Source organism: Chlamydia caviae GPIC, from assembly GCF_000007605.1.
In the GTDB taxonomy this organism is placed as follows: domain Bacteria; phylum Chlamydiota; class Chlamydiia; order Chlamydiales; family Chlamydiaceae; genus Chlamydia; species Chlamydia caviae.
The window spans coordinates 781,734-808,240 of sequence record NC_003361.3 but is presented as its reverse complement, the minus strand read 5'-3'; the positions used below and the strand labels follow the sequence as shown (position 1 = coordinate 808,240).

The following is a 26,507-nucleotide window of genomic DNA, read 5'->3' as shown; positions in this document are numbered from 1 at the left end:
TTATAATATTTTAGCTATCTGTGAAAGGCGTTTGACTTTTTCTTCACACTGAATATAATTCTGCTGCATTTATGGATGGAGCGGAATGGGATAAGCTCTATTCTTTAAAAAGACCAAATCTGCCCGTCTGGCCACTCTTCAATATTAAGATGTCTTTGGCCGAGAGGATTTTGTTTAAGGATAATTAATACATGGCCAAAAAAGAAGACACCATCGTGCTTGAGGGTAGAGTGCAAGAACTCCTTCCCGGGATGCATTTCAAAATATTATTAGAGAATGGCATGCCGGTCACAGCTCATTTGTGTGGTAAAATGCGTATGAGCAATATTCGTTTGCTTGTTGGAGATCGCGTCACCGTTGAAATGTCAGCTTATGATCTAACAAAAGCTAGAGTTGTATACAGGCATCGTTAACTGTTTTCTGTTGATGTTTTAAAATAAGTGACATAGACTAGGCAATTCTCTGAGCCATTATGAAACAGTGAATATAGGCCCAGATAGCTCAGTGGTAGAGCACTTGCATGGTAAGCAAGCGGTCGTAGGTTCAATTCCTATTCTGGGCAGAAGCAATGGTTGGAGTAAAACTAATTTAATGAGGATTCTGAAATGTCAAAAGAAACTTTTCAACGTAATAAACCCCATATCAATATAGGGACCATTGGACACGTTGACCACGGTAAAACGACGCTAACAGCTGCAATTACACGTGCACTGTCAGCAGAGGGGTTAGCTAATTTTTGCGATTACAGTTCTATTGACAATACTCCTGAAGAAAAAGCTAGAGGAATTACTATCAACGCGTCTCACGTTGAATATGAAACCCCTAACCGTCACTACGCTCACGTAGACTGCCCTGGACACGCTGACTATGTTAAAAACATGATTACAGGTGCTGCTCAGATGGATGGAGCGATTCTCGTTGTTTCCGCTACTGACGGTGCGATGCCTCAGACCAAAGAACATATTCTTTTGGCGAGACAGGTTGGTGTTCCTTACATCGTTGTTTTCCTTAACAAAATCGATATGATTTCTCAAGAAGATGCTGAGCTCGTAGACTTAGTTGAAATGGAATTGTCCGAACTTCTAGAAGAAAAAGGTTATAAAGGTTGCCCAATTATCCGTGGTTCTGCTTTGAAAGCCTTAGAAGGTGATGCAAGCTACGTTGAAAAAATTCGCGAGTTAATGCAAGCAGTGGATGATAACATCCCTACTCCAGAGCGTGAAGTTGATAAGCCTTTCTTAATGCCTATCGAAGACGTATTCTCTATTTCTGGTCGTGGTACTGTGGTCACAGGACGTATCGAGCGTGGAATCGTTAAAGTGGGTGATAAAGTACAGATTGTTGGTTTAAGAGATACTAGAGAGACAATTGTTACCGGTGTGGAAATGTTCAGAAAAGAACTTCCAGAAGGTCAAGCAGGGGAAAACGTTGGTTTGCTCCTCAGAGGTATCGGTAAGAATGACGTTGAACGTGGTATGGTTATCTGCCAACCTAATAGCGTGAAATCTCACACACAATTTAAAGGTGCTGTCTACATTCTACAAAAAGAAGAGGGTGGACGTCATAAACCTTTCTTTACCGGATACAGACCTCAGTTCTTCTTCCGTACAACAGATGTTACAGGTGTTGTAACTCTCCCAGAAGGTACAGAGATGGTTATGCCAGGCGATAACGTTGAATTCGAAGTTCAATTAATTAGCCCAGTAGCTCTAGAAGAAGGTATGAGATTTGCTATTCGTGAAGGTGGTCGTACAATCGGCGCTGGAACAATCTCAAAAATCATTGCCTAATATAGGTAATTTTATAAGCATGATTGAGACACCCCGTCTTAGTCATGCTTTTGGGTGTGTAGCTTAGCTGGTAGAGCAGTGGCCTCCAAAGCCGCCGGTCAGGGGTTCGACTCCCTTCGCACCCGTATAGACTTAATTTTTTTGATCTAGAAATTCGCTTATGAAACAACGCAATCATCAAGAGACGCTCTCTAAAAAAATCTCTAAAGCTAAAAAGCAAGCGAGAGCTGGCTTTCTAGATGAAATTAAAAAAATTGAATGGGTCAGCAAGCATGATCTGAAAAGATACGTTAAAATCGTGATAGCAAGTATTTTTGGCTTAGGCTTTTCTATATATTGTGTGGATCTCGTGTTTCGTAAGCTACTTACATTGTTAAGTAGTATAACAAGCTTTTTGTTTGGTTAGTTGCATGTTTAAGTGGTATGTCGTTCAAGTTTTTACGGCTCAAGAAAAAAAAGTTAAAAAAGCTTTAGAAGATTTTAAAGAATCATCTGGAATGACCGATTTTATACAAGAGATTGTCTTGCCTATAGAAAACGTCATGGAAGTGAAAAAAGGCGAACATAAAGTAGTCGAAAAATTCATTTGGCCAGGATACCTATTAATTAAAATGCATCTAACAGATGAATCCTGGTTATATGTGAAAAATAATCCTGGCGTTGTTGAATTTTTAGGCGGGGGAGTTCCTCTAGCTCTATCTGAAGATGAAGTAAGAAATATTTTAAAGGATATCGAAGAGAAAAAAGCTGGCGTTGTACAAAAACATAAATTTGATGTTGGTTCAAGAGTCAAAATTAATGACGGTGTTTTCGTAAACTTCATCGGTGTCGTTTCTGAAGTTTTCCATGACAAAGGACGTCTCAGCGTCATGGTGTCCATCTTTGGAAGAGAAACTCGTGTTGATGATTTAGAGTTTTGGCAAGTGGAAGAGGTTGCTCCGGAACAAGAAAGTGAATAAGAGTAAGAAAATCTGTGTATTCTTATTCCCCATCTTCTTATAATTTTAGTTTTTCGTTTCTTCCTCTTTATTCATAGAGGGGCGTCAAGATAGAGTAAGGTTTAGTATGTCGAATAAAAAGGTAATTAAGTTAATTAAACTGCAAATCCCTGGTGGCAAAGCCAATCCAGCTCCTCCAATAGGACCTGCTTTAGGTGCCGCAGGTGTGAATATTATGGGATTTTGCAAAGAGTTTAATGCTGCAACGCAAGATCGTCCTGGAGACCTATTGCCAGTAGTGATTACTGTTTATTCAGACAAAACTTTTACATTCATCACCAAACAACCTCCCGTATCTTCTTTGATCAAAAAGGCATTGAATCTAGAGTCTGGGTCTAAAATTCCTAACAGAAATAAAGTTGGAAAATTAACTCAGGCACAAGTGACAGCTATTGCCGAACAAAAAATGAAAGATATGGACGTCGTTCTTCTGGATTCTGCAAAACGCATGGTGGAAGGAACAGCCCGAAGTATGGGTATAGACGTCGAGTAAATTGTAATAGGGCTGCATAATTATGACAAAACATGGAAAACGTATACGAGGCATCTTAAAAAGCTATGATTTTTCAAAGTCATATTCTTTGCAAGAAGCTATAGATATTTTAAAACAATGCCCCACAGTGCGCTTTGATCAAACTGTCGACGTGTCTATCAAATTGGGCATAGATCCAAAGAAAAGTGATCAACAAATTCGTGGATCCGTTTCCTTGCCTAACGGTACAGGAAAAACTTTAAAAATTCTTGTGTTTGCTGCTGGAGAAAAAGCTAAGGAAGCGCTAGACGCTGGAGCTGATTTCGTAGGTAGTGATGATCTTGTTGAAAGAATTAAAGGTGGTTGGGTTGACTTTGATGTCGCTGTTGCCACTCCAGATATGATGCGCGAAGTCGGAAAGCTAGGGAAGGTTTTAGGACCTAGAAATCTTATGCCTACACCTAAAGCTGGCACAGTAACCATGGATGTTACTAAAGCTATTGCTGAGTTGCGTAAGGGAAAAATTGAATTTAAAGCAGATCGCGCTGGAGTGTGTAACGCTGGTGTAGGTAAACTATCATTTGATCGAAACCTTCTTAAAGAAAATATCGAAGCTTTATGCTCTGCTTTAATTAAAGCTAAGCCGCCAGCAGCTAAAGGTCAATATCTAGTATCATTTACCGTTTCTTCGACTATGGGGCCGGGTATTTCTGTCGATACTAGGGAATTAATGGCGTCTTAATTGAAGAGGGAAAATGAAAGAAGAAAAGAAATTACTCCTTCAAGAGGTAGAAGAGAAAATCTCCGCATCCCAAGGTTTTATTTTATTGAGATATCTTGGATTTTCGGCAGCGTATTCTAGAGAGTTTCGTAATTCACTCTCCGGAGTTTCTGCAGAATTTGAAGTATTGAAAAAAAGAATTTTCTTCAAAGCTATAGAAAATTCAGGTTTTGAGATAGACTCTTCAGATACTGGAGGGCATTTAGGCGTAGTATTTGCTTATGACGATGCTGTTTCTGCGGCAAAACAAGTATTAGATTTTAATAAACAACATAACGATTCACTAGTTTTTCTTGCCGGGCGGATTGATAGCGCTAACTTGTCGGGTAAAGAAGTAGAGGCTGTTGCCAAATTACCTTCAATGAAAGAATTGAGACAACAAGTTGTGGGACTGCTAGCTGCTCCTATGTCTCAGGTTGTTGGAATTATGGGATCAGCTCTTTCTGGTGTTATCTCTTGTATCGACCAGAAAACACAAAAAAACTAAGAAGAATGTTAAAACTCTCAAATTAAGTAAGGGTGACAAAAGTGACGACACAAAGTTTGGAAACTTTAGTAGAGACATTAAGCAACTTAACAGTATTAGAACTAGCTGCTTTAAAAAAATTGTTGGAAGATAAATGGGATGTCACTGCTGCTGCTCCTATGATGGCTGTTGCTGCTGGCGCTGCTGTTGGTGGTGATGCTGCTCCTGCTGAGTCAACAGAATTTGCAGTGATTTTGGAAGATGTTCCTGCAGATAAAAAAATTGGCGTTTTAAAAGTTGTCCGAGAAGTTACAGGATTAGCTTTAAAAGAAGCTAAAGAAATGACAGAAGGTTTACCTAAAACTGTTAAAGAAAAGACTTCTAAGTCTGATGCTGAAGATACTGTTAAGAAATTACAAGATGCTGGAGCAAAAGCTTCCTTCAAAGGCTTGTAATCTATGGGAAAGAAAAATCTATAAGATTTTTCTTTTCTTTTTTATCATGTATACAATCGTAATGCTCCCTTAACAGGCATACGTAGGCTTGTTTAAGGGAAGTCTTTTGGCATCACAATAGTCTTAGGAGAGCTCGCATGTTCAAATGCCCGGAGCGGGTTAGCGTCAAAAAAAAGGAAGACATCTTAGATCTTCCAAATCTTATTGAAATTCAAATTAAATCTTATAAGCAATTTCTTCAGATTGGGAAGCTTGCGGAAGAGCGCGATAATGTCGGCTTGGAAGAAGTTTTTAGAGAGATCTTTCCAATTAAATCTTACAATGAAGCTACTATCTTAGAGTATCTGTCTTATAACTTAGGTGTGCCGAAATACTCTCCCGAAGAGTGTATCCGTAGAGGGATCACCTACAGTGTAACTCTAAAAGTTCGCTTCCGTTTGACTGATGAAACAGGTATCAAAGAAGAAGAAGTCTATATGGGAACTATACCCATTATGACAGATAAAGGTACCTTTATTATTAACGGTGCTGAAAGAGTTATTGTTTCTCAGGTACACAGGTCTCCAGGAATTAATTTTGAGCAAGAAAAGCACTCTAAAGGAAACATTTTGTTTTCCTTCAGAATTATTCCTTATCGAGGTAGCTGGTTAGAAGCTATTTTTGATATCAATGACTTAATTTATATCCATATTGATAGAAAAAAACGTCGCCGCAAGATTTTAGCTATGACGTTTATTCGTGCTTTAGGGTATTCATCTGACGCTGATATTATTGAAGAGTTTTTCCAAATAGAAGAGCGCTCTTTAAAGAGTGAAAAAGACTTCACCCTTTTAGTTGGTAAAATCTTAGCGGATAATGTTCTCGACGAATCCTCCTCCTTGGTTTACGGAAAAGCTGGTGAAAAACTTAGTACAGCAATGTTAAAACGTATGCTGGACGCGGATATTTCAACTTTAAAAATAGCGGTAGAGGCAGATGAGAATCACCCTATCATCAAAATGTTGGCGAAAGATCCAACAGACTCTTATGAAGCTGCTTTAAAAGATTTCTATAGAAGATTACGTCCAGGAGAGCCTGCAACATTAGCTAATGCGCGTTCTACAATTATGCGTCTATTCTTTGATTCTAAGCGTTATAACTTAGGAAGAGTAGGTCGTTATAAGTTGAATAGAAAGCTCGGCTTCCCAATGGACGAAGAGACTCTATCACAAGTTACTCTGAGAAAAGAAGATGTCATCGGTGCTTTAAAGTATCTTATCCGCTTAAAAATGGGTGATGAGAGAGCCTCGATTGATGATATTGATCACCTAGCAAACCGTCGTGTACGTTCCGTAGGGGAATTAATTCAAAACCAATGCCGTTCTGGCTTGGCTAGAATGGAGAAAATCGTTCGTGAGAGAATGAATCTATTTGATTTCTCTTCCGATACATTAATTCCTGGAAAAATTATTTCCGCGAAAGGTCTAGCAAGTGTTTTGAAAGACTTTTTTGGTCGCTCCCAACTTTCTCAATTTATGGATCAAACCAACCCTGTAGCGGAATTAACGCATAAGCGTCGTTTGTCAGCTTTAGGTCCTGGTGGTTTGAATAGAGAAAGAGCTGGGTTTGAAGTTCGTGACGTACATGCGAGCCATTATGGACGTATTTGTCCGATTGAAACTCCAGAAGGACCAAACATTGGTTTGATTACTTCGCTCTCTTCTTTTGCGAAAATCAATGAATTTGGATTTATTGAAACTCCCTACCGCATTGTTAGAGATGGTGTTGTCACTGATGAAATTGAATACATGACAGCCGATGTTGAAGAAGAATGCGTTATTGCTCAGGCTTCAGCAGCTCTAGATGAATATAATATGTTTGTGGATCCTGTATGCTGGGCAAGGTGTCGTGGAGAGGCTTTTGAAGCTGATACGAGTACTGTTACACATATGGACGTTTCTCCAAAACAATTGGTCTCGATTGTTACAGGTTTGATTCCATTTTTAGAACATGACGACGCTAACCGTGCTCTCATGGGATCAAACATGCAACGTCAAGCTGTCCCTTTGTTGAAAACTGAAGCTCCTATAGTTGGAACAGGATTAGAAGCTCGCGCTGCTAAAGATTCCGGAGCTATTGTTGTTGCTGAGGAAGATGGAGTTGTTGACTACGTGGACGGTTATAAGGTCGTTATTGCACCTAAACATAACCCAACATTGAAACGTACTTACGATCTTAAAAAATTCTTAAGATCTAATTCAGGTACATGTATCAACCAACGACCTCTATGTAGTGTTGGAGATGTCATAGTTAAAGGTGATGTTATTGCCGACGGTCCTGCTACAGATCAAGGAGAGCTTGCTTTAGGAAAAAACATCTTAGTTGCCTTCATGCCATGGTATGGGTACAACTTTGAGGATGCGATTATTATTTCTGAAAAGCTCATCAAGCAAGATGCGTATACTTCAATTTATATTGAAGAATTCGAATTAACAGCTAGAGATACAAAATTAGGAAAAGAAGAGATTACTCGTGATATTCCTAATGTTTCTGAAGAAGTTTTAGCTAATTTAGGTGAGGACGGGATTATCCGTATTGGTGCTGAAGTAAAGCCTGGTGATATTCTTGTTGGTAAAATTACACCAAAATCAGAAACAGAACTCGCTCCTGAAGAACGCCTATTACGCGCTATCTTTGGTGAGAAAGCTGCTGATGTTAAAGATGCTTCTTTGACAGTACCTCCGGGAACAGAGGGCGTTGTCATGGATGTTAAGGTCTTTAGTAGAAAAGACAGACTATCCAAGAGTGATGATGAGCTTGTAGAAGAAGCTGTTCATTTAAAAGATTTGCAGAAGGGTTATAAGAATCAGGTTTCGGTATTAAAGACTGAATACCGTGAGAAACTTGGAGCCTTATTACTTAATGAGAAAGCTCCTGCTTCGATTATTCATCGCCGTACAGCAGATATTTTGGTTCAAGAAGGTACAGTATTTGATCAAGAAACTATAGAGCTTCTTGAACAAGAGTCTTTAGTTGATTTGCTCATGCCTCCTTGTGAAATGTATGACGTCTTAAAAGGTCTACTTTCTGACTATGAGACTTCTTTACAACGCTTAGAAGTCAATTATAAAACAGAAGTTGAGCATATCCGTGAAGGAGATGCTGATCTTGACCATGGTGTCATTCGTCAGGTTAAAGTTTATGTTGCTTCAAAAAGAAAGCTCCAAGTTGGAGATAAAATGGCTGGACGCCATGGAAACAAAGGTGTTGTTTCTAAGATCGTTCCTGAAGCTGACATGCCTTATCTAGCTAATGGTGAAACTGTACAGATGATCTTAAATCCTCTTGGGGTGCCTTCGAGGATGAACCTAGGCCAGGTATTGGAAACGCATCTTGGTTATGCTGCAAAAACTGCCGGCATTCATGTAAAAACTCCAGTATTTGAAGGATTCCCAGAGTCTCGTATTTGGGACATGATGATCGAACAGGGATTACCTGCAGATGGTAAGTCTTACCTATACGATGGAAAGACTGGAGAGAGATTCGATAATACTGTAGTTATTGGCTACATTTATATGTTGAAACTCAGCCACCTGATTGCGGATAAAATCCACGCTAGATCTATTGGACCTTACTCTCTAGTAACTCAGCAACCTCTTGGAGGTAAAGCTCAGATGGGAGGTCAAAGATTTGGGGAGATGGAAGTGTGGGCTTTAGAAGCTTATGGTGTAGCTCATATGCTTCAAGAGATTCTTACAGTAAAATCAGACGACGTTTCTGGACGAACAAGGATTTACGAATCCATTGTTAAAGGAGAAAACCTCCTTAAATCAGGTACGCCTGAGTCGTTTAACGTTTTGATTAAAGAAATGCAGGGTCTAGGACTTGATGTTCGTCCTATGGTAGTAGATGCTTAACAAATCACTTGTTGGAGAAAAACAATAATGTTCGGAGAAGGTTCTCGAGACAATGCCACTCTATCCAAAGAGGGGCTATTTGATAAACTAGAAATTGGAATTGCCTCAGATATTACTATTCGCGATAAGTGGTCTTGTGGGGAAATCAAGAAGCCTGAAACAATCAATTACCGTACGTTTAAACCTGAAAAAGGTGGATTGTTTTGCGAAAAGATTTTCGGGCCTACGAAGGATTGGGAATGTTGTTGTGGTAAATATAAGAAGATTAAACACAAGGGCATTGTCTGCGATCGCTGTGGAGTAGAGGTCACCCTTTCTAAGGTACGTCGTGAACGTATGGCTCATATAGAGCTTGCAGTGCCTATTGTGCACATATGGTTTTTTAAGACTACACCTTCAAGAATCGGTAACGTCTTAGGAATGACTGCATCTGATCTTGAAAGGATTATCTACTATGAAGAATATGTAGTTATCGATCCAGGTAAGACAGATTTAAATAAGAAACAGCTTTTAAATGACGCTCAATATCGAGAAGTAGTTGAGAAGTGGGGTAAAGACGCTTTTGTTGCTAAAATGGGCGGAGAAGCTATTTACGATTTATTAAAATCAGAAGATCTTCAAAGTTTATTGAAAGAGCTTAAGGATCGTTTGCGAAAAACAAAATCTCAGCAAGCTAGAATGAAGCTCGCTAAACGATTAAAGATCATTGAAGGTTTTGTTTCCTCTTCTAATCATCCTGAGTGGATGGTTTTAAAAAGCGTTCCTGTTGTTCCACCCGATCTTCGTCCATTAGTTCCTTTAGATGGCGGAAGATTTGCAACTTCTGATTTAAATGATTTATATCGTCGTGTAATTAACCGTAACAATCGTCTAAAAGCTATTTTAAGATTAAAAACTCCTGAAGTGATCGTTCGCAACGAAAAACGTATGTTACAGGAAGCTGTGGATGCGTTATTTGATAACGGTCGTCATGGACATCCTGTAATGGGAGCGGGTAATCGTCCTTTAAAATCTCTTTCTGAAATGTTGAAAGGGAAAAATGGACGTTTCCGACAAAACCTTTTAGGTAAGCGTGTCGACTATTCTGGACGTTCTGTTATTATCGTCGGCCCCGAATTGAAATTTAATCAATGCGGTTTACCTAAAGAAATGGCTCTTGAGTTATTCGAACCATTCATTATTAAAAGACTTAAAGATCAAGGAAGCGTCTACACTATTCGCTCTGCTAAGAAAATGATTCAACGCGGGGCCCCTGAAGTTTGGGACGTTTTAGAAGAAATTATTAAAGGTCATCCCGTATTACTTAACCGAGCTCCTACGCTTCACCGTTTAGGGATACAGGCTTTTGAGCCCGTATTGATTGAAGGTAAAGCTATTCGTGTTCACCCGTTAGTGTGTGCAGCGTTCAACGCCGACTTCGACGGAGACCAAATGGCTGTTCACGTGCCACTGTCTATTGAAGCACAGCTAGAAGCTAAAGTTTTGATGATGGCTCCTGACAACATCTTCTTACCATCTTCCGGAAAGCCTGTTGCAACACCTTCTAAAGATATGACGTTGGGTATTTACTATCTAATGGCTGATCCTACTTACTTCCCTGAAGATCACGGTGGAAAAATTAAGATCTTTAGAGATGTTACTGAGGTATTGCGCGCATTATATACAGGTGGATTCCTTGATGAGCGTATAAATAACCGTTGTGATGAGACTGGACGTGGTATCCACATCCATGAAAAAATTAAAGTGCGTATTGATGGTCAGATTATTGAGACCACTCCTGGACGCGTTCTGTTTAATAGAATTGTTCCTAAGGAATTAGGGTTTCAAAATTACAGCATGCCAAGTAAGCGTATCAGTGAATTGATTTTACAATGCTATAAGAAAGTTGGTCTTGAAGCGACTGTGCGTTTCTTAGATGACCTTAAAGATCTAGGGTTTATCCAAGCGACAAAAGCTGCGATCTCCATGGGATTGAAAGACGTTAGAATTCCTGAGATTAAGAGTGAGATTCTTAAAGAAGCTTACGATAAAGTTGCTGTTGTTAAGAAGCAATACGATGACGGTATTATCACAGACGGGGAGCGTCATTCTAAGACTATTAGTATTTGGACGGAAGTTTCTGAATTGTTATCAGATGCTCTTTATGTTGAGATTAGTAAGCAAGCTAAGAGCAAACACAATCCTTTATTCTTAATGATTGATTCTGGAGCTCGAGGTAATAAATCTCAGTTGAAACAGTTAGGAGCCTTGCGAGGTTTGATGGCGAAGCCAAACGGAGCGATTATTGAATCTCCGATTACTTCAAATTTCCGCGAAGGGTTAACAGTTCTTGAATACTCGATTTCTTCTCACGGTGCTAGAAAAGGTTTAGCCGATACTGCCTTAAAAACAGCGGACTCTGGATACCTAACGCGAAGACTCGTTGACGTAGCTCAGGATGTAATTATTACAGAGAAAGATTGCGGAACATTGAATCATATTGAGATTTCTGCAATTCGCCAAGGTTCTGAAGAACTTTTACCTTTGAAGGATCGTATTTACGGTCGTACGGTGTCTGAAGACATTTATCAGCCAGGGGATAAGAGCAAGCTTCTTGCTAAGAATGGAGATGTTGTTACATCTGCTCAGGCAGAACTCATTGACGATGCTGGTATCGAAAGCATTAAAATTCGTTCTACACTTACTTGTGAAAGCCGTCGCGGTGTTTGTGCTAAGTGTTATGGATTGAATCTTGCTAATGGTCGCCTCATTGGTTTAGGGGAAGCTGTAGGTATTATTGCTGCTCAGTCTATTGGGGAACCAGGAACACAGTTGACAATGAGAACGTTCCACCTTGGAGGTATCGCTGCGACATCTTCAACTCCAGAAATCGTTACAGATAATGACGGTATTTTGGTGTATATGGATCTTCGGGTTGTTGTAGGTCAAGATGGCAACCATCTGGTATTGAACAAGAAGGGAGCGATTCACGTTGTTCGTGATGAAGGCCGTAGTCTAGAAGAATACAAGAAGCTCTTAAGTACCAAATCTATCGAAAGTTTAGAGACTTATCCAGTAGAGCTTGGTGTAAAGATTTTGGTTGGCGATGGGGAAAAAGTATCCTCAGGTCAAAGAATTGCTGAAGTTGAGCTGCATAATATTCCAATTATCTGTGATAAACCTGGTTTTGTGAAATATGAAGACTTAGTGGAAGGTATTTCTACAGAGAAAGTTGTCAATAAAAACACAGGATTAGTCGAGCTTATTGTTAAACAGCATCGCGGGGAATTACATCCTCAAATTGCTATTTACTCTGATGCCGGTTTAACAGAATTAGTTGGAACATACGCAATTCCTTCTGGAGCTATTATTTCTGTTGAAGAAAACCAAAAAGTTGATCCAGGTATGTTGTTAGCGAGATTACCTCGTGGAGCAATCAAGACTAAGGATATTACTGGTGGTTTACCGCGGGTTGCTGAATTGGTTGAAGCTAGAAAACCTGAAGATGCTGCAGACATTGCGAAGATCGATGGTGTTGTAGATTTTAAAGGAATTCAGAAAAACAAACGTATTCTTGTTGTTCGTGATGAAATCACTGGAATGGAAGAAGAACACTTAATTCCATTGACCAAACACTTGATTGTTCAGCGTGGAGATAACGTGATGAAAGGGCAGCAGCTAACAGATGGTTTAGTTGTTCCTCATGAAATCTTGGAAATCTGCGGTGTTCGCGAATTACAGAAATATTTAGTAAATGAAGTTCAAGAAGTTTATCGTCTGCAAGGTGTGGATATTAACGATAAGCACATTGAAATCATTGTTCGTCAGATGTTGCAGAAAGTTCGTATTACCGATCCAGGTGATACCACTTTACTTTTTGGTGAAGAAGTTAATAAGAAAGAGTTTTACGAAGAAAATAGACGTACAGAAGAAGATGGTGGTAAACCAGCTCAAGCTGTTCCTGTGTTATTGGGAATTACTAAAGCTTCGTTGGGTACAGAATCATTTATTTCTGCAGCGTCCTTCCAAGATACGACTCGTGTATTGACTGATGCGGCTTGCAGTAGCAAAACTGACTATCTCTTAGGATTCAAAGAAAATGTCATTATGGGACATATGATTCCAGGAGGTACAGGGTTTGATACACATAAGCGGATTAAGCAATACTTAGAAAAAGAACAAGAGGATCTTGTTTTCGACTTTGAAAGCGAATCTGAATGCGCTTGTTAACTAGGCTTTAGGCTTTAACGATCGAGATAGGAGGTTAAGTTTTGAACCATAACCTCCTTGATAGTAATGTTTTTTTTTGGTAGTCTCACCTCAAGACGAATAGTGATAACAGGGTGCTTATGTCTAGCCAATTCGAGCAGCTAAAACTCTTGAGTGTTCTTGTTTGCGATACTGGTGATCCAGAGTTAGTTAAAACTTCAGGATCTCAAGATGCAACGACGAATCCATCTCTCATTCTCAAAGTTGCGCAAGAGCCGAAATATCAAGAATTGCTAACGGAAGCAATTGCTTGGGGCATTCGACAAAATGGCGATGATATTCAAACTCTGACTTTTGTTTTAGACAAGATACAGGTAAATTTTGGTTTAGAGATTCTAAAATGTATTCCTGGTAGAGTTTCTTTAGAGATAGACGCTCGTCTTTCGTTTAATACAGAAGCGATGATTCAAAGGGCTATTTTTCTAAGTGAATTATTTGCTGCTACTGGTGGCGATAAGAAACGTCTTTTAGTTAAAATCCCTGGTACTTGGGAAGGCATTCGAGCTGTAGAAGTTTTAGAAAAGCAAGGTATTGCTTGTAATGTCACTCTCATTTTTAATTTGATTCAGGCTATTGCTGCTGCGAAAGCAAACGCAACGTTAATTTCACCGTTTGTTGGTCGTATTTATGATTGGTGGATAGCAGCTTATGGAGATGAAGGTTACTCTATAGATGCTGATCCTGGTGTAGCGTCTGTATCGAATATCTATACTTATTATAAGAAGTTTGATATCCCTACACAAATCATGGCTGCTTCTTTCCGTTCTAAGGAGCAGGTATTAGCCTTAGCAGGATGTGATTTGCTAACAGTTTCTCCAAAGTTGTTAGATGAATTGAAAAAGGATCAATCACCGGTTGCGAAAAAATTAGACGTGGCTGCTGCTAAGAAACTTGATGTACAACCTGTTGAATTGACAGAAAGTGTATTTCGTTTCTTAATGAATGAAGATGCCATGGCTACAGAGAAACTTGCTGAGGGTATTCGTATATTTTCTGGCGATACTCAAATTCTTGAAGCAGCGGTTACAGAATTTATTAAGCAAATAGCCGCCCAAGATGCGTAAGAAAAACTGCCTTTGAGTTGAATGCTTGAAAGGCAAATTAAAGAAGATAAGATGAACCATAACTCGTTACTTGTTTTTTCCTGTCCGTGCTGCTGCGAAGGAGAAGTTTCTTTTTCTGTATTTAGCTTGGAGGAAGTCCTAGCTTGTAGTTGTTGTTCTTCTACATATGTCTTCGACTCATCAATGCGAAACTCTATTCGTCAGTTTGCTGCGTTATGTCTGAGGATTCATGAAGCCTCTTCTATATTAGGAAATGCTGCGGTTTCTGTATCTGTTCAAGACAGTGCTGTAGAGATTCCTTTCCAATTGCTCTTTTCTAGATTTCCTGTGGTTTTCAACTTAACTGTTGAAGGCAAGAAGATAGCAATTCGCTTTATCTTCGACGCTCTTAAAAGAGAAGTCTTATACAAAGAGAATGAGTCTTTAGTTTAAAAACTCTAAATATTATTCCCCTTGAAGTGATTTTAATGCTTCTTCAAGGATAGCGTCTCCGGAAGCAGCTTCTTTTGCTGAAAGCTTAAATGAAGAGACTGTTTTTAAGAAAATCAAAGATACATTGGGATAATCATCTAAGGTAGCCGTGCTTGTAAAGATATAGGCTTTGTGATTGATCACGGCAACGCCTTGAAGGCAAAAAACCTTTCCCCAAGAAGAATTCTTTTCTGTTTTAATAATAGTAAATTCCCCGTTGGCAGCTTGTAGGTGCGTAAATACAGAAGATTCTAAGGTCATTTCATTAGATTTATGATAGGTAAGAATCTCTTCAATGTATGCAGATTGATTGTTAGATGTGATTTCTTGAGCAATATTGATTGTAGGGGTCAACGATCCTGTCCCTTGGCCAATAAATACCACATCGAGTTTTTCAGGGAGTTGAGTTTTATCATTTATGCATTGCCAATTACTTGGAATGCGAATCGAATATTCATCTCCAGAATAGGAAACCCATGAAATTAAATGTTTTGCTTTTTCCTCTTGTCTTGTTCTTCTATTTTTATTTGTTTTGTGAGGCACATAGCGAGAAGCAGTTTTGTTAGAAACAATGATTTGTGATCTTTTTAATAATCTTCGTTGATAAACGCTCGAGGGACGTCTGTGAGCCTGTTTTTCGTTGTTCTGCAATGTTCTTTGTGTTTGAGAATTTTCGCTTGCTGCGAGCGAAAAACTAGCAATCAGAAAAGGAATAAGAGCGTGAAGTTTCATGGAAATCTTTTATTTAATTTTAATTAAATGATCTAATGCTATAATCTGTTGGATTAGTTGAACTATAATCGAATTTTTTTTTAAGATAAACTCTGTTTTCTCATGGTAGCAACGATATGGCAGATCTCGGTGCAGAAGATAAGTTAAAGCAAATCTGCGATGCTCTACGAATAGAAACTTTAAAACCTGCTGAAGATGAAGCAGAAGCCATTGTGCGTAATGCGAAAGAGCAGGCAAAAAGGATAATTGACGAAGCTCAAGAACGGGCGAGTCAGATTATTACTTCAGCTCAACAAGATGCTGACCATAAGCTAAAACAGGGGGAGTCCGCTTTAGCTCAAGCAGGAAAGCGTTCCTTAGAAAGTTTAAAACAAGCTGTAGAAAATAAAGTCTTTAAAGAATCCTTGGCGGAATGGCTAGACAATGCTTTAGCTGATCCTGAGGTATCTGCTAAACTTGTTGCAGCGTTGATACAGGCTATAGAAGACCAAGGCATTTCCGGGGATCTTACAGCTTGTATTGGCAAACACGTGGCGACAAGAGCCGTTAATGAATTCCTAGGAAAATCCGTATTAGCAAAACTTAAAGGTAAGGGAGTAGCTGTCGGTAATTTTGTTGGTGGGGTTCAATTAAAAGTTGAAGACAAGAATTGGGTTTTAGATCTTAGTTCGGATACCTTGCTTGATCTTTTAATGCGTTATTTGCAAAAAGATTTTCGTGAAATGATATTTCAGGGCTCATAGGCTTTTTCTTCAAATGCGGAGTCCTAACCAATTTTAGAGTTATTGCCATGACTCAGTACTACTTTTTATCGTCGTTTTTTCTTCCTCAGCTTCCTGAGTCCCGGCCCGTCTATTCTTTTGATGATCTCGATGATTTACTTCATTTAAACTTATCTAATGAAGATCTAGGCCATTACGTTATCTTAAAGCGTTTTTTTGATTTTGAAAATTTTGCATTTTTCTGGTCTGGAAAACCTCTACCGCATGCTTATGGTATAGTGACACAAGAGAATGTTGAAAGTATGGTGAATCTTCAACAATGGTCGGATGACTGTGAGTTCGAGGATTTCTTTAAGGATTTCTTATTGCAATATAAGACTTCTCAAGAGCGTCTAGATAACTTCTCCTCGTTAGTTAGAGAATTTCTATCACATTACCAACGTAGCTCTTCTGAGTTCCTGCGTACGTATTTTACATTTAAGCAAAACCTACGCGTTATTTTGGCAGGTTTTCGCTCCCGAATTATGAAGCTTGATGTTTCTTATGTATTAAGAGATGAAGATAGTTCTGATCCTGTGGTGCTTCAAGTGTTGATGCAAAAAGATGCTCCTAATTATGAGCTTCCAGGAGAATTTTCAGATTTGAGTGATGTATTACAGGATTACGGTCGCTTACCTCATACATTGAACCGTACACTATCTTTGTACGAGTTTCATAAAATTGAAGAGATGTATCGTGATAAATATTTTGATGCGAATGCAGTTTTAGCAAGGGTTGCAGCGTATTTATTTGCCATTCGCAATAGTATGGTAAATTTAGAGCAAGGCAAAAACATTATTAATTCTATGGAAAAGGCAATCACATGGTAGCAACTTCGGGACAAACAACTCAGGGATATGTTGTAGAAGCCTATGGCAATTTATTGCGTGTGCGTTTTGATGGGCATGTACGTCAAGGGGAAGTTGCTTATGTTAACGTTAACGACACATGGCTGAAAGCAGAAGTCATTGAAGTTGTTGGTCAAGAGGTCAAAATTCAGGTTTTTGAAGATACTCAAGACGTTTGCCGAGGAGCTTTAGTCACTTTCTCAGGACATTTGTTAGAAGCAGAACTAGGTCCAGGGTTATTACAGGGGATCTTTGACGGATTGCAAAATCGTCTGCAGGTGTTGGCAGAAAGTAGCTTCTTCTTAAAGAGAGGAGAGTATGTTAATGCTCTTTGTAAGAATACATTGTGGGAATATACCCCAAAAGCGGTTGTAGGAGATGTTCTTGTTCGTGGAGATGCTCTAGGTTTTGTAAAAGAAGGGTACTTTAACCACAAGATTATGGTGCCGTTTTCCTGTTTTAAAGAGGTGACGATTACCTGGGTAATTTCGGAAGGTAGCTATAGTGTTGATACAGTAGTTGCTAAAGCTCGGGATGCGGAAGGGAAAGAATACAGCTTTACTATGGTTCAGAAATGGCCAATTAAGCAGGCATTTATCCAAGGGGATAAAGTGCCCTGTCATGAGATTATGGACGTGGGCATACGTATTTTAGATACACAAATTCCAGTGTTAAAGGGTGGAACGTTTTGTACTCCTGGCCCATTTGGTGCGGGAAAGACAGTTTTGCAACACCATTTATCGAAGTATGCTGCTGTAGATATTGTGATTCTCTGTGCATGTGGAGAGCGTGCGGGTGAAGTGGTAGAGGTATTACAAGAATTTCCTCACCTTACAGACCCTCATACAGGGGAGTCTTTAATGCATAGAACATGCATTATTTGTAATACCTCTTCTATGCCAGTAGCAGCTAGAGAATCTTCCATTTATCTAGGCATTACTGTTGCAGAGTACTATAGACAGATGGGTCTGCATGTACTTTTGCTTGCTGATTCCACATCACGTTGGGCTCAAGCATTAAGAGAAATTTCAGGAAGATTAGAAGAGATTCCTGGAGAAGAAGCTTTTCCAGCTTATCTAGCATCAAGAATAGCTGCTTTTTATGAGCGTGGTGGTGCTGTACGTATGAAAGACGGTTCAGAAGGTTCTTTGACAATATGTGGTGCTGTATCCCCTGCGGGAGGGAACTTTGAAGAGCCTGTAACACAAGCTACGTTATCTGTAGTAGGAGCTTTCTGTGGTCTTTCTAAAGCTCGTGCGGATGCTCGCCGTTACCCTTCTATTGATCCTATGATTTCGTGGTCAAAATACCTAGATCAAGTTGGAGATATATTAGAGAATAAGATTCAGGGTTGGGGCAAAGCAGTCAAAAAAGCAAATTACTTCCTTCGTGAAGGATCTGAAATTGGCAAACGTATGGAGGTTGTTGGAGAAGAGGGTATCCCCATGGAGGATATGGAGATCTACCTAAAAGCAGAATTATATGATTTTTGTTATCTCCAACAGAATGCTTTTGATGCTGTGGATTGTTATTGTCCTTTTGATCGGCAAATTGAGTTATTTTCATTAATGAGTCGTATTTTTGATGCGAAATTTAGCTTTGATTGTCCCGATAATGCGAGGAGTTTTTTCCTTGAATTGCAAAGTAAAATCAAAACCTTAAATGGACAGAAGTTCCTTTCCGAGGAATACAAGGAAGGAATGGAAGTAGTTCTTAGGTTATTAGAGACGAAGATGGTACAAACAGCGTAAGGTTATGCAGACAATATATACAAAAATTACCGACATCAAAGGAAACTTAATAACTGTAGAAGCTGAGGGAGCGCGTTTAGGTGAACTAGCGGAAATTGAAAGAGTGGATGGAAGATCTTCATACGCTTCTGTTTTACGCTTTGATGCTAAGAAAGTAACCTTACAAGTCTTTGGTGGAACTTCCGGATTGTCGACAGGGGATCGGGTAATATTTTTAGGTCGTTCTATGGAGGTTACTTACGGGGAATCTCTAATAGGTAGACGTTTAAATGGTGTGGGTAAACCTATTGATGGCGAGGGAGAGTGTTTCGGTGATCCGATTGCAATCTCAACACCTACGTTTAATCCTGTTTGTCGTGTTGTTCCTAGGGATATGGTGAAAACCAATATTCCTATGATTGACGTATTCAATTGTTTAGTGAAGTCTCAAAAGATTCCTATCTTCTCTTCTTCTGGAGAGAGTCATAACGCCTTATTGATGCGTATAGCTGCACAAACAGATGCCGACATTGTCATTATCGGTGGTATGGGATTGACATTCGTTGACTATAGCTTTTTCGTTGATGAGTCTAAGAGATTAGGATTCGCCGATAAATGTGTGATGTTTATTCATAAAGCTGTAGATGCACCTGTAGAGTGTGTTTTAATTCCTGATATGGCCTTAGCATGTGCTGAGAAATTTGCTGTAGATCACAATAAGAATGTGTTGGTCTTACTTACGGATATGACAGCGTTTGCAGATGCTTTAAAGGAAATCGCCATTACTATGGACCAGATCCCTGCGAACCGTGGATATCCGGGATCTTTGTATTCGGATCTTGCATTGCGTTATGAAAAAGCTGTGGATATAGCAGAGGGCGGGTCCATTACTTTAATCAGTGTGACTACGATGCCTGGAGATGATATTACCCATCCTGTTCCCGATAACACGGGATTCATTACGGAAGGTCAGTTTTACCTGAAGAATAACCGTATTGATCCGTTTGGTTCTCTATCTCGTTTGAAGCAATTGGTTATTGGTAAAGTAACTAGAGAAGATCATGGAGATCTTGCAAACTCTTTAATACGGCTATATGCCGATTCTAGAAAAGCTGCGGAAAGAATGTCCATGGGCTTTAAGTTGTCAAATTGGGATAAAAAGTTATTGGCATTTGCTGAGCTTTTCGAAACCCGATTAATGAGTTTAGAAGTAAATATTCCTTTAGAAGAAGCTTTAGATATTGGTTGGAAAATTCTTGCTCAAAGTTTCCATTCCGAAGAAGTGGGTATAAAGGAACAGTTGATCAATAAGTATTGGCCGAAGTCATGTCTTCACAGATAAAGCTAACAAAGAATGCCTATCGTTTAGAAAAGGTAAAACTCTCACGTCTGGAAACATATTTACCGACGTTAAAATTAAAAAAAGCATTGCTGCAAGTAGAAGTTACCAATGCTATTCGAGAGGCTAGTGAGAGCATACAAGCGTATGAAGCAGCCAGGGAAAGTATTTATGCTTTCGCAGAGCTTTATAGTGTTCCTCTTTATGTTGATGCGATTGCAAATAGTTTTAAGATAGAGAAAGTTGAAAAAGACTATGAAAATATTACGGGGATAGAAGTCCCTGTGATAAGGAATATTATCCTAGCTGAATCTTCTTATTCTGTTTTAGATACTCCTATTTGGATCGATACGCTTGTAGCTTACTCTCGAGAGTTTGTAATTAATAAAGTGCGTTCTGAAGTAGCTGCGGAAAAGCAAAGAATTCTTGAGGAAGAATTAAGAAATGTATCCATTCGTGTAAATCTCTTTGAGAAGAAGCTAATTCCAGAGACTACGCGAATGATTAAGAAAATCGCGATTTTCTTAAGTGATCGTAGTATTACAGATGTTGGCCAGGTTAAAATGGCTAAGAAAAAGATACAGCAGCGTAAGGAGGAATCCGAATGCGCGTAAATGTCGATAAGTATCTCTTTATTGGAAGAAATCGATCAGAATTTTTTACTGCTTGTAGAGAACTTGGAGTTGTTGAGTTCATTTCTGATAAAAGATTGATTACTTCAGAAAAACTACGTCATTTTTCTGAGTGTTTGAAAATTTTAAATTCCCTGAAAAGAGATTACCCTTCCGCTCACTTATCTTTGTCAAAATCTCAAGATTTAACTGTTGAGCAGATAGTAGATGAGGTGTTTGCTCTTCATCAGGAAATCCATTCTTTAACAGAAGCTATAAAAGCTTTAAGGAAGGAGATTCTTAGAGTTAAACCTTTAGGACCCTTTTCCTCTGATGATATTATTGAATTTACAAGGAAAACTGGATTAACGATCAGATTTTTCTATCGTAAACATGTGGACGAGGACAATCTAGAAGTAGAGCAATCTAATGTCTTTTACTTATCTACAGCATATAATTTTGATTACTACGCTGTTATCGGTGTCGTTGAATTGTCAAAAGATCAATTCACAGAGATTGATGCTCCACACTCTGTTAATGAATTGCAAGCTAAAGAAACCGTTCTTTTAAGAGAGATACAGTTTAAGAAGACTAGGATTTGTGAACTTTATGCTTACCGTCAGGATGTTCTTGAAGGTTTATGCGATTATGATAACGAACAACGCTTACGCCATGCTGAAGAGAGTGTAGAAGAGCTCTTTGATGGTAAGGTATTTTCTATTACAGGATGGGTAATCTCTGATCGTATCCAAGAACTAGAGAAGTTGTGTGATCAGTTTGATATTTGTTTGCATAAGGTAGCTCCGGATCCTGATGAGATTGTCCCTACATATTTAGAAAATAGTGGCCTAGGACGTATCGGAGAAGATCTGGTGAATATTTATGATACGCCGGCATCTTCAGATAAAGATCCCTCATTATGGGTATTTATTTCGTTTTTCTTCTTCTTTTCTATGATCGTCAATGACGGTGGTTACGGGCTTGTTTTTTTAGCAACTTCGCTTTTTATAACGTTTAAAGCTCGACGGGTCCTGAAGCGATCTAAATCATTGGCACGTTTCTTGAAGATGTTCTCAATTTTAGGGTTGGGATGTATTTTCTGGGGATTTGCTACAACGTCATTTTTTGGGATTTCTATAAGTCCTTCAAATCCTTTGCGAGAGTATTCCCTTACCCATATGTTGGCTTTGAAGAAAGCAGAATATTACTTGGATAAGCATCCTAAAGGATATAAAGAGTTAGTCAATGAGCATCCTTTATTGAAGGATAAACAAGGTGCCGAAGAGTTCCTTCTTGCTACGGAAAAATCTACAGGAGAAACGGTAGCACGTGCTGTTGTTTACGATAAGTTTATAGATAATATCCTAATGGAATTGGCGCTATTTGTTGGAGTCGTCCATATGGCTTTGGGAATGTTGCGTTATATGCGGCAGCGTTATTCTGGCCTAGGATGGATTGTTTTTATGTGTGGGGCCTATCTATATCTTCCCTTATATTTGCAATCCGTATCTTTGATTCATTACCTATTTCACGTTCCCTACGATCTTGGGGGAATCATTGGTTATTACGGAGTGTTTGTTGGTATAGGCCTTGCTGTTGCCGGTGCAGTTTTGCAACGTGGTGTTGGGGGTATTGATGAGATTACAGCAATTATACAAGTATTCTCAGATGTTTTGTCTTATTTGCGTATTTACGCATTAGGATTGGCAGGAGCTATGGTAGGAACAACAATTGTGCAAATTAGCAACCGTTTCTCTCCTGCTATAGCCTTCGTTATTATTTTGTTCGGTCATTCAGTGAATATCCTTCTCTCTATTATGGGAGGAGTGATTCATGGACTTAGATTAAACTTTATTGAGTGGTATCACTATAGCTTTGATGGCGGAGGGAAACTCCTACACCCTTTAAAGAAAGTAGTGTGCCATAAGGTTGTGGATACCAAGGGATAGATTTAGGCAATAATTCTACGGTTTGATAGAATCCGTTGTCTTTGGAAAAATTAAATTATAAACAAGAGAACTAAAGAGCAGGTTCTTTGAGGTTTTCTTGAGATATTATTATGAGATATAGAGGTACATAATGATTGATTTATCGGTTGTTGGTCCTGTTTTTGCCATGGGCTTAGCAATGATAGGCAGTGCCATTGGTTGTGGTATGGCAGGGGTGGCTTCACATGCTGTGATGTCCCGAATTGACGAAGGACATGGAAAGATAATAGGTTTATCAGCAATGCCATCGTCACAATCTATCTATGGATTGATTTTCATGCTTTTGCTCAGAGATGGGATTAAAGATGGGAAAGTTGGTGCTATAGGCGCTATTGCTATGGGGCTTTCCGTTGGTATAGCATTGTTATTGTCTGCTATAATGCAGGGGAAATGTTGTGTAAGTGCTATCCAAGCATACGCTCGATCTTCGGCTATTTATGGTAAATCTTTTGCATCTATTGGGATAGTTGAATCGTTTGCACTCTTTGCTTTTGTTTTTGCGTTATTATTATTCTAAAATCTTATTGATCATAGTCCTATTTCCTCTGGTCTCAGTACTATGTTTATCAGCGTGTTCGCAACCTTCGTTGTCCTCATTTACAGAATTTGTAGATAATGATTATACGGCTGCGGCACATCTGGGTATAGAGCAGGCTTGTGTTCATGAGGTATTTGGTCAGCAGGTTGTTGTTACTTGGAGTCTGCCTTATCGGATGAAGAAAATGCTTCCCGCAACTCTACATCTTTGGGTGTACTATGGTGATGGGAAGATAGAAAAATTGACGTATGAAGTGCTTCAGCTTTCTGGTTACCGTGTGTACTGTCTGAAAGGCGATAATTACGAAGAGCGCCAGGGCATTGTTTCTTATAAGGTTTCTTTATCTAGTGGAGACAGAGAAATAGTCAGCCGACGCCATCATCTTTGGATGGAAGTCATTTCTGTAGATGCTTTTTAGACTTAGTTTTTTGCCGTTGCGGCATCTAAAAATGTTATAAAGATTTGGATATAGAATTATGGAAGAGGATGAATTTTCCAAAGCTTATGATCCTAAAGGATTAGAGGACAAGCTTTATGCTTTTTGGGAAGGGTCAGGTATGTTCACGGCTCAATCAGCAAGTGATAAGCCCCCTTATGCTATTATCATGCCCCCGCCGAATGTTACGGGCATTTTGCATATGGGCCATGCGCTTGTGAATACTCTTCAGGATGTTCTTATTCGCTACAAGCGGATGTCTGGATTTGAGGTGTGCTGGGTCCCTGGTACAGATCACGCAGGTATTGCTACACAAACCGTAGTAGAAAGACATTTATATGCTTCCTTGGGTAAACGCCGTATAGATTTTTCTCGAGAAGAATTCATCAAGCATGTTTGGGAATGGAAAGAGAAGAGTGAAGGAGTCATTCTTTCTCAATTGCGTCAGCTAGGATGCTCTTGCGATTGGTCTCGCTTACGTTTCACTATGGAACCGTTAGCGAACCGTGCTGTAAAAAAAGCTTTCAAGGCTCTTTTTGATAAAGGACATATTTACAGGGGATACTATCTTGTTAACTGGGATCCTGTTTTACAAACAGCACTTGCAGATGATGAAGTCGAGTATGAAGAAAAAGATGGTTGGCTGTACTACATTCGTTATAAAGTAGTCGATAGCTCTGAAGAAATCATCGTGGCGACTACACGTCCAGAAACATTACTTGGGGATACTGCCATTGCTATTTCCCCTGATGATGAGCGTTACAGCCATTTATTAGGAGCTAAGGTACATTTACCTTTTGTAGATCGGGAGATCCCTATAATTGGGGATATGTCTGTAGATCCTTTATTTGGTACTGGAGCTGTAAAAATTACCCCCGCCCATGATCGAGATGATTACCGCACAGGAATCAATCATAATTTACCTATGGTAAATATTCTGGCTCCTACCGGAGAGATTAATGAGAACGGGGGAATCTTTGCAGGATTAAGTAAAGAAAAAGCTCGTGAAGATATTATCACAGCGTTGGAGGCTATGGGGCTGTTTGTTAAAAAAGAGCCTTATAAGCTGAGAGTTGGCGTGTCTTACCGCTCGGGAGCAGTTATTGAACCATATTTGTCGAAACAATGGTTTGTTTCTGTAGAGAGTTTCCGAGATTCTTTACGTGAGTTTGTTGCTAATGATTCTATAAAGATTTTCCCTCCAGAATTTACTCGAAATTACCTCTCTTGGGTGAATAACCTTCGTGATTGGTGTATCAGTCGGCAGTTGTGGTGGGGACATCGCATTCCTGTATGGTATCATAAGAGTGATGAAGATCGTATCCTCTGTTATGATGGTGAAGGGATTCCCGAAGAGGTCGCTCAAGATCCTGATTCTTGGTATCAAGATCCTGATGTATTAGATACTTGGTTTTCTTCTGGGTTATGGCCATTAACATGTTTAGGTTGGCCTGATGTAGAATCTGGAGATTTAGAGAAATTTTATCCCACAGCAGTTCTCATTACAGGACATGACATTCTATTTTTCTGGGTAACACGCATGGTATTGCTTTGCAGTGCTATGGTTGAAGAGAAGCCTTTTAGCGATGTCTTCTTACACGGATTAATTTTTGGTAAATCTTATAAGCGCTATAACGATCTTGGAGAATGGACATACATCTCTGGAGAGGAAAAACATGCTTATGACATGGGGAAAGCCCTTCCTAAAGATGTTGTGGCGAAATGGGAGAAGCTTTCCAAATCTAAGGGGAATGTTATCGATCCCTTAGAGATGATTGGTAAGTATGGCGCTGATGCTGTTCGTATGACACTGTGTTCATGTGCAAATCGTGGTGAGCAAATAGATCTCGACTACCGTTTGTTTGAGGAATACAAAAATTTTGCGAATAAGATTTGGAATGGGGCGAGGTTTATCTTTGGTCATATTTCCAATTTAACAAGTAAAGATCTTGTTTATGGTATAGATAAGGATCTTCTAGGGTTAGAAGATTTCTATATTCTTGATGGATTCAATCAGTTGCTAAAGCAGTTAGAATCTGCATATCAAAGTTATGCTTTTGATAAGATAACAACCATGGCGTATGAGTTCTTTAGGAATGATTTCTGTTCTACATATATAGAAATTATCAAACCTACGCTCTATGGCAAACAAGGTAATGAGGAAGATCGGCTTACAAAACAGAAGTTATTAGCAGTTTTGTTGGTGAATATTTTAGGTGTTTTACATCCTATAACGCCTTTTGTTACGGAAACGCTATTTTTAAAGCTAAAGGCAACACTAGGTGATGTTGATGCACCATGCGCGGATACTATCACAGCGCATGCTTTAGATATGTTGCGAGCAGAATCTTATGTAGTGGCTCCTTATCCACAAGCTATAGATATTGCTATTCCTAAAGATCTTCATGAATCTTTTGCTCTTGCAGAAAGGCTAGTGTATACCATTAGAAATATTCGGGGCGAGATGCAGCTAGATCCTAGAGCTTCTTTAGAAGTGTTTGTTATTTGCCCTGAGGGAATTTCTATAGAGACTTACGTCCCTATGATGTGTGCTCTTGGTGGGATAGCTTCTCTTGAGTATCTTTCCGAAGAACCTAAGGATCGTGTCTATAGTTTAGGTGTTGTTGAGGGTATTCGTCTTGGAGTATTTGTGCCTATGGAACACATTACTAAAGAAAGAAATCGCCTAGAAAAAGAGAAAATGCGTTTGGAAAATTCTATTGAAAGTGTCTCACGCTTATTGAGTAGTGAGAGTTTTCGAGCAAAGGCTAATCCAGATCTTGTACGTTCTAAAGAAGAAACTTTAAAAAATAATCGTATGGAATTACAAAGTATTCTTGATAAGCTAGCGTCCTTTTCTTAGAAATTGAGGGCAAAGCACTC

General features: G+C 39.2%; 22 protein-coding genes and 2 tRNA genes. 23 read left to right on the top strand and 1 reads right to left on the bottom strand.

Features of this window, described 5'->3' with window-relative positions:
* Positions 1 to 191: 191 nt before the first annotated feature.
* The 14 genes from infA to CCA_RS03455 all read left to right on the top strand — a co-directional run bounded on the left by infA (position 192) and on the right by CCA_RS03455 (position 14,602).
* Positions 192 to 413 (top strand): translation initiation factor IF-1, encoded by a 222-nt coding sequence (gene infA, locus CCA_RS03520; RefSeq protein ID WP_006343365.1) that lies wholly within the window; start codon positions 192 to 194, stop codon positions 411 to 413.
* Between the two features lie 77 nt (positions 414 to 490).
* A tRNA-Thr gene (locus CCA_RS03515) sits at positions 491 to 562 on the top strand.
* A gap of 43 nt (positions 563 to 605) precedes the next feature.
* Positions 606 to 1,790: an elongation factor Tu gene (gene tuf, locus CCA_RS03510; protein WP_011006655.1), complete on the top strand. Its 1,185-nt coding sequence runs from the start codon at positions 606 to 608 to the stop codon at positions 1,788 to 1,790.
* Between the two features lie 52 nt (positions 1,791 to 1,842).
* Positions 1,843 to 1,915 (top strand) — tRNA-Trp (locus CCA_RS03505).
* Positions 1,916 to 1,950: 35 nt separating this feature from the next.
* Entirely contained in the window at positions 1,951 to 2,196 is a 246-nt protein-coding gene (gene secE / locus CCA_RS03500; protein WP_011006654.1) for a preprotein translocase subunit SecE, read from the top strand.
* Between the two features lie 4 nt (positions 2,197 to 2,200).
* Entirely contained in the window at positions 2,201 to 2,749 is a 549-nt protein-coding gene (gene nusG, locus CCA_RS03495) for a transcription termination/antitermination protein NusG (protein WP_011006653.1), read from the top strand.
* Positions 2,750 to 2,855: 106 nt separating this feature from the next.
* Positions 2,856 to 3,281: a 50S ribosomal protein L11 gene (rplK, locus tag CCA_RS03490; RefSeq protein WP_011006652.1), complete on the top strand. Its 426-nt coding sequence runs from the start codon at positions 2,856 to 2,858 to the stop codon at positions 3,279 to 3,281.
* A 22-nt stretch (positions 3,282 to 3,303) separates the two neighbouring features.
* The gene (rplA, locus tag CCA_RS03485; protein ID WP_011006651.1) at positions 3,304 to 4,002 is read left to right on the top strand and encodes a 50S ribosomal protein L1; all 699 of its coding nucleotides are present in this window, start codon (positions 3,304 to 3,306) and stop codon (positions 4,000 to 4,002) included.
* A 13-nt stretch (positions 4,003 to 4,015) separates the two neighbouring features.
* Positions 4,016 to 4,528 carry a 50S ribosomal protein L10 gene (rplJ, locus tag CCA_RS03480; protein ID WP_011006650.1) on the top strand — a complete coding sequence of 171 codons (513 nt, stop codon included), beginning with the start codon at positions 4,016 to 4,018 and terminating at the stop codon, positions 4,526 to 4,528.
* 41 nt (positions 4,529 to 4,569) lie between these two features.
* Positions 4,570 to 4,962: a 50S ribosomal protein L7/L12 gene (rplL, locus tag CCA_RS03475; RefSeq protein ID WP_011006649.1), complete on the top strand. Its 393-nt coding sequence runs from the start codon at positions 4,570 to 4,572 to the stop codon at positions 4,960 to 4,962.
* Between the two features lie 137 nt (positions 4,963 to 5,099).
* Positions 5,100 to 8,858 (top strand): DNA-directed RNA polymerase subunit beta, encoded by a 3,759-nt coding sequence (gene rpoB / locus CCA_RS03470; RefSeq protein WP_011006648.1) that lies wholly within the window; start codon positions 5,100 to 5,102, stop codon positions 8,856 to 8,858.
* A gap of 27 nt (positions 8,859 to 8,885) precedes the next feature.
* Complete coding sequence (rpoC, locus tag CCA_RS03465) at positions 8,886 to 13,067, top strand: DNA-directed RNA polymerase subunit beta' (RefSeq protein ID WP_011006647.1); 4,182 nt, start codon at positions 8,886 to 8,888, stop codon at positions 13,065 to 13,067.
* Between the two features lie 119 nt (positions 13,068 to 13,186).
* The gene (gene tal, locus CCA_RS03460) at positions 13,187 to 14,170 is read left to right on the top strand and encodes a transaldolase (protein ID WP_011006646.1); all 984 of its coding nucleotides are present in this window, start codon (positions 13,187 to 13,189) and stop codon (positions 14,168 to 14,170) included.
* A 51-nt stretch (positions 14,171 to 14,221) separates the two neighbouring features.
* Positions 14,222 to 14,602: a hypothetical protein gene (locus CCA_RS03455; protein WP_041462283.1), complete on the top strand. Its 381-nt coding sequence runs from the start codon at positions 14,222 to 14,224 to the stop codon at positions 14,600 to 14,602.
* 12 nt (positions 14,603 to 14,614) lie between these two features.
* Here CCA_RS03455 and CCA_RS03450 read toward each other — a convergent pair whose 3' ends face one another.
* Positions 14,615 to 15,373, bottom strand: coding sequence for a hypothetical protein (locus tag CCA_RS03450; RefSeq protein ID WP_011006644.1), 759 nt, complete (start codon positions 15,371 to 15,373; stop codon positions 14,615 to 14,617).
* Between the two features lie 116 nt (positions 15,374 to 15,489).
* On the opposite strand from CCA_RS03450, the gene CCA_RS03445 reads away from it, so the two are divergent.
* The 9 genes from CCA_RS03445 to CCA_RS03405 all read left to right on the top strand — a co-directional run bounded on the left by CCA_RS03445 (position 15,490) and on the right by CCA_RS03405 (position 26,487).
* The gene (locus tag CCA_RS03445) at positions 15,490 to 16,116 is read left to right on the top strand and encodes a V-type ATP synthase subunit E (protein ID WP_011006643.1); all 627 of its coding nucleotides are present in this window, start codon (positions 15,490 to 15,492) and stop codon (positions 16,114 to 16,116) included.
* Between the two features lie 47 nt (positions 16,117 to 16,163).
* The gene (locus CCA_RS03440; protein WP_011006642.1) at positions 16,164 to 16,964 is read left to right on the top strand and encodes a DUF2764 family protein; all 801 of its coding nucleotides are present in this window, start codon (positions 16,164 to 16,166) and stop codon (positions 16,962 to 16,964) included.
* Positions 16,958 to 18,733 (top strand): V-type ATP synthase subunit A, encoded by a 1,776-nt coding sequence (locus tag CCA_RS03435; protein WP_011006641.1) that lies wholly within the window; start codon positions 16,958 to 16,960, stop codon positions 18,731 to 18,733. Before CCA_RS03440 ends, CCA_RS03435 begins: the two co-directional genes overlap by 7 nt.
* A gap of 4 nt (positions 18,734 to 18,737) precedes the next feature.
* Positions 18,738 to 20,054: a V-type ATP synthase subunit B gene (locus CCA_RS03430; RefSeq protein ID WP_011006640.1), complete on the top strand. Its 1,317-nt coding sequence runs from the start codon at positions 18,738 to 18,740 to the stop codon at positions 20,052 to 20,054.
* A complete protein-coding gene (locus CCA_RS03425; protein ID WP_011006639.1) occupies positions 20,039 to 20,665 on the top strand; it encodes a V-type ATP synthase subunit D in 627 nt (208 codons plus the stop codon). Before CCA_RS03430 ends, CCA_RS03425 begins: the two co-directional genes overlap by 16 nt.
* A complete protein-coding gene (locus CCA_RS03420) occupies positions 20,656 to 22,611 on the top strand; it encodes a V-type ATP synthase subunit I (protein WP_011006638.1) in 1,956 nt (651 codons plus the stop codon). Before CCA_RS03425 ends, CCA_RS03420 begins: the two co-directional genes overlap by 10 nt.
* A gap of 130 nt (positions 22,612 to 22,741) precedes the next feature.
* Positions 22,742 to 23,167: an ATP synthase subunit C gene (locus CCA_RS03415; RefSeq protein ID WP_011006637.1), complete on the top strand. Its 426-nt coding sequence runs from the start codon at positions 22,742 to 22,744 to the stop codon at positions 23,165 to 23,167.
* Positions 23,127 to 23,606 carry a hypothetical protein gene (locus CCA_RS03410; RefSeq protein ID WP_041462223.1) on the top strand — a complete coding sequence of 160 codons (480 nt, stop codon included), beginning with the start codon at positions 23,127 to 23,129 and terminating at the stop codon, positions 23,604 to 23,606. Before CCA_RS03415 ends, CCA_RS03410 begins: the two co-directional genes overlap by 41 nt.
* Positions 23,607 to 23,664: 58 nt before the next feature.
* Positions 23,665 to 26,487 carry a valine--tRNA ligase gene (locus tag CCA_RS03405; RefSeq protein WP_011006635.1) on the top strand — a complete coding sequence of 941 codons (2,823 nt, stop codon included), beginning with the start codon at positions 23,665 to 23,667 and terminating at the stop codon, positions 26,485 to 26,487.
* The last annotated feature ends 20 nt before the right edge of the window (positions 26,488 to 26,507 follow it).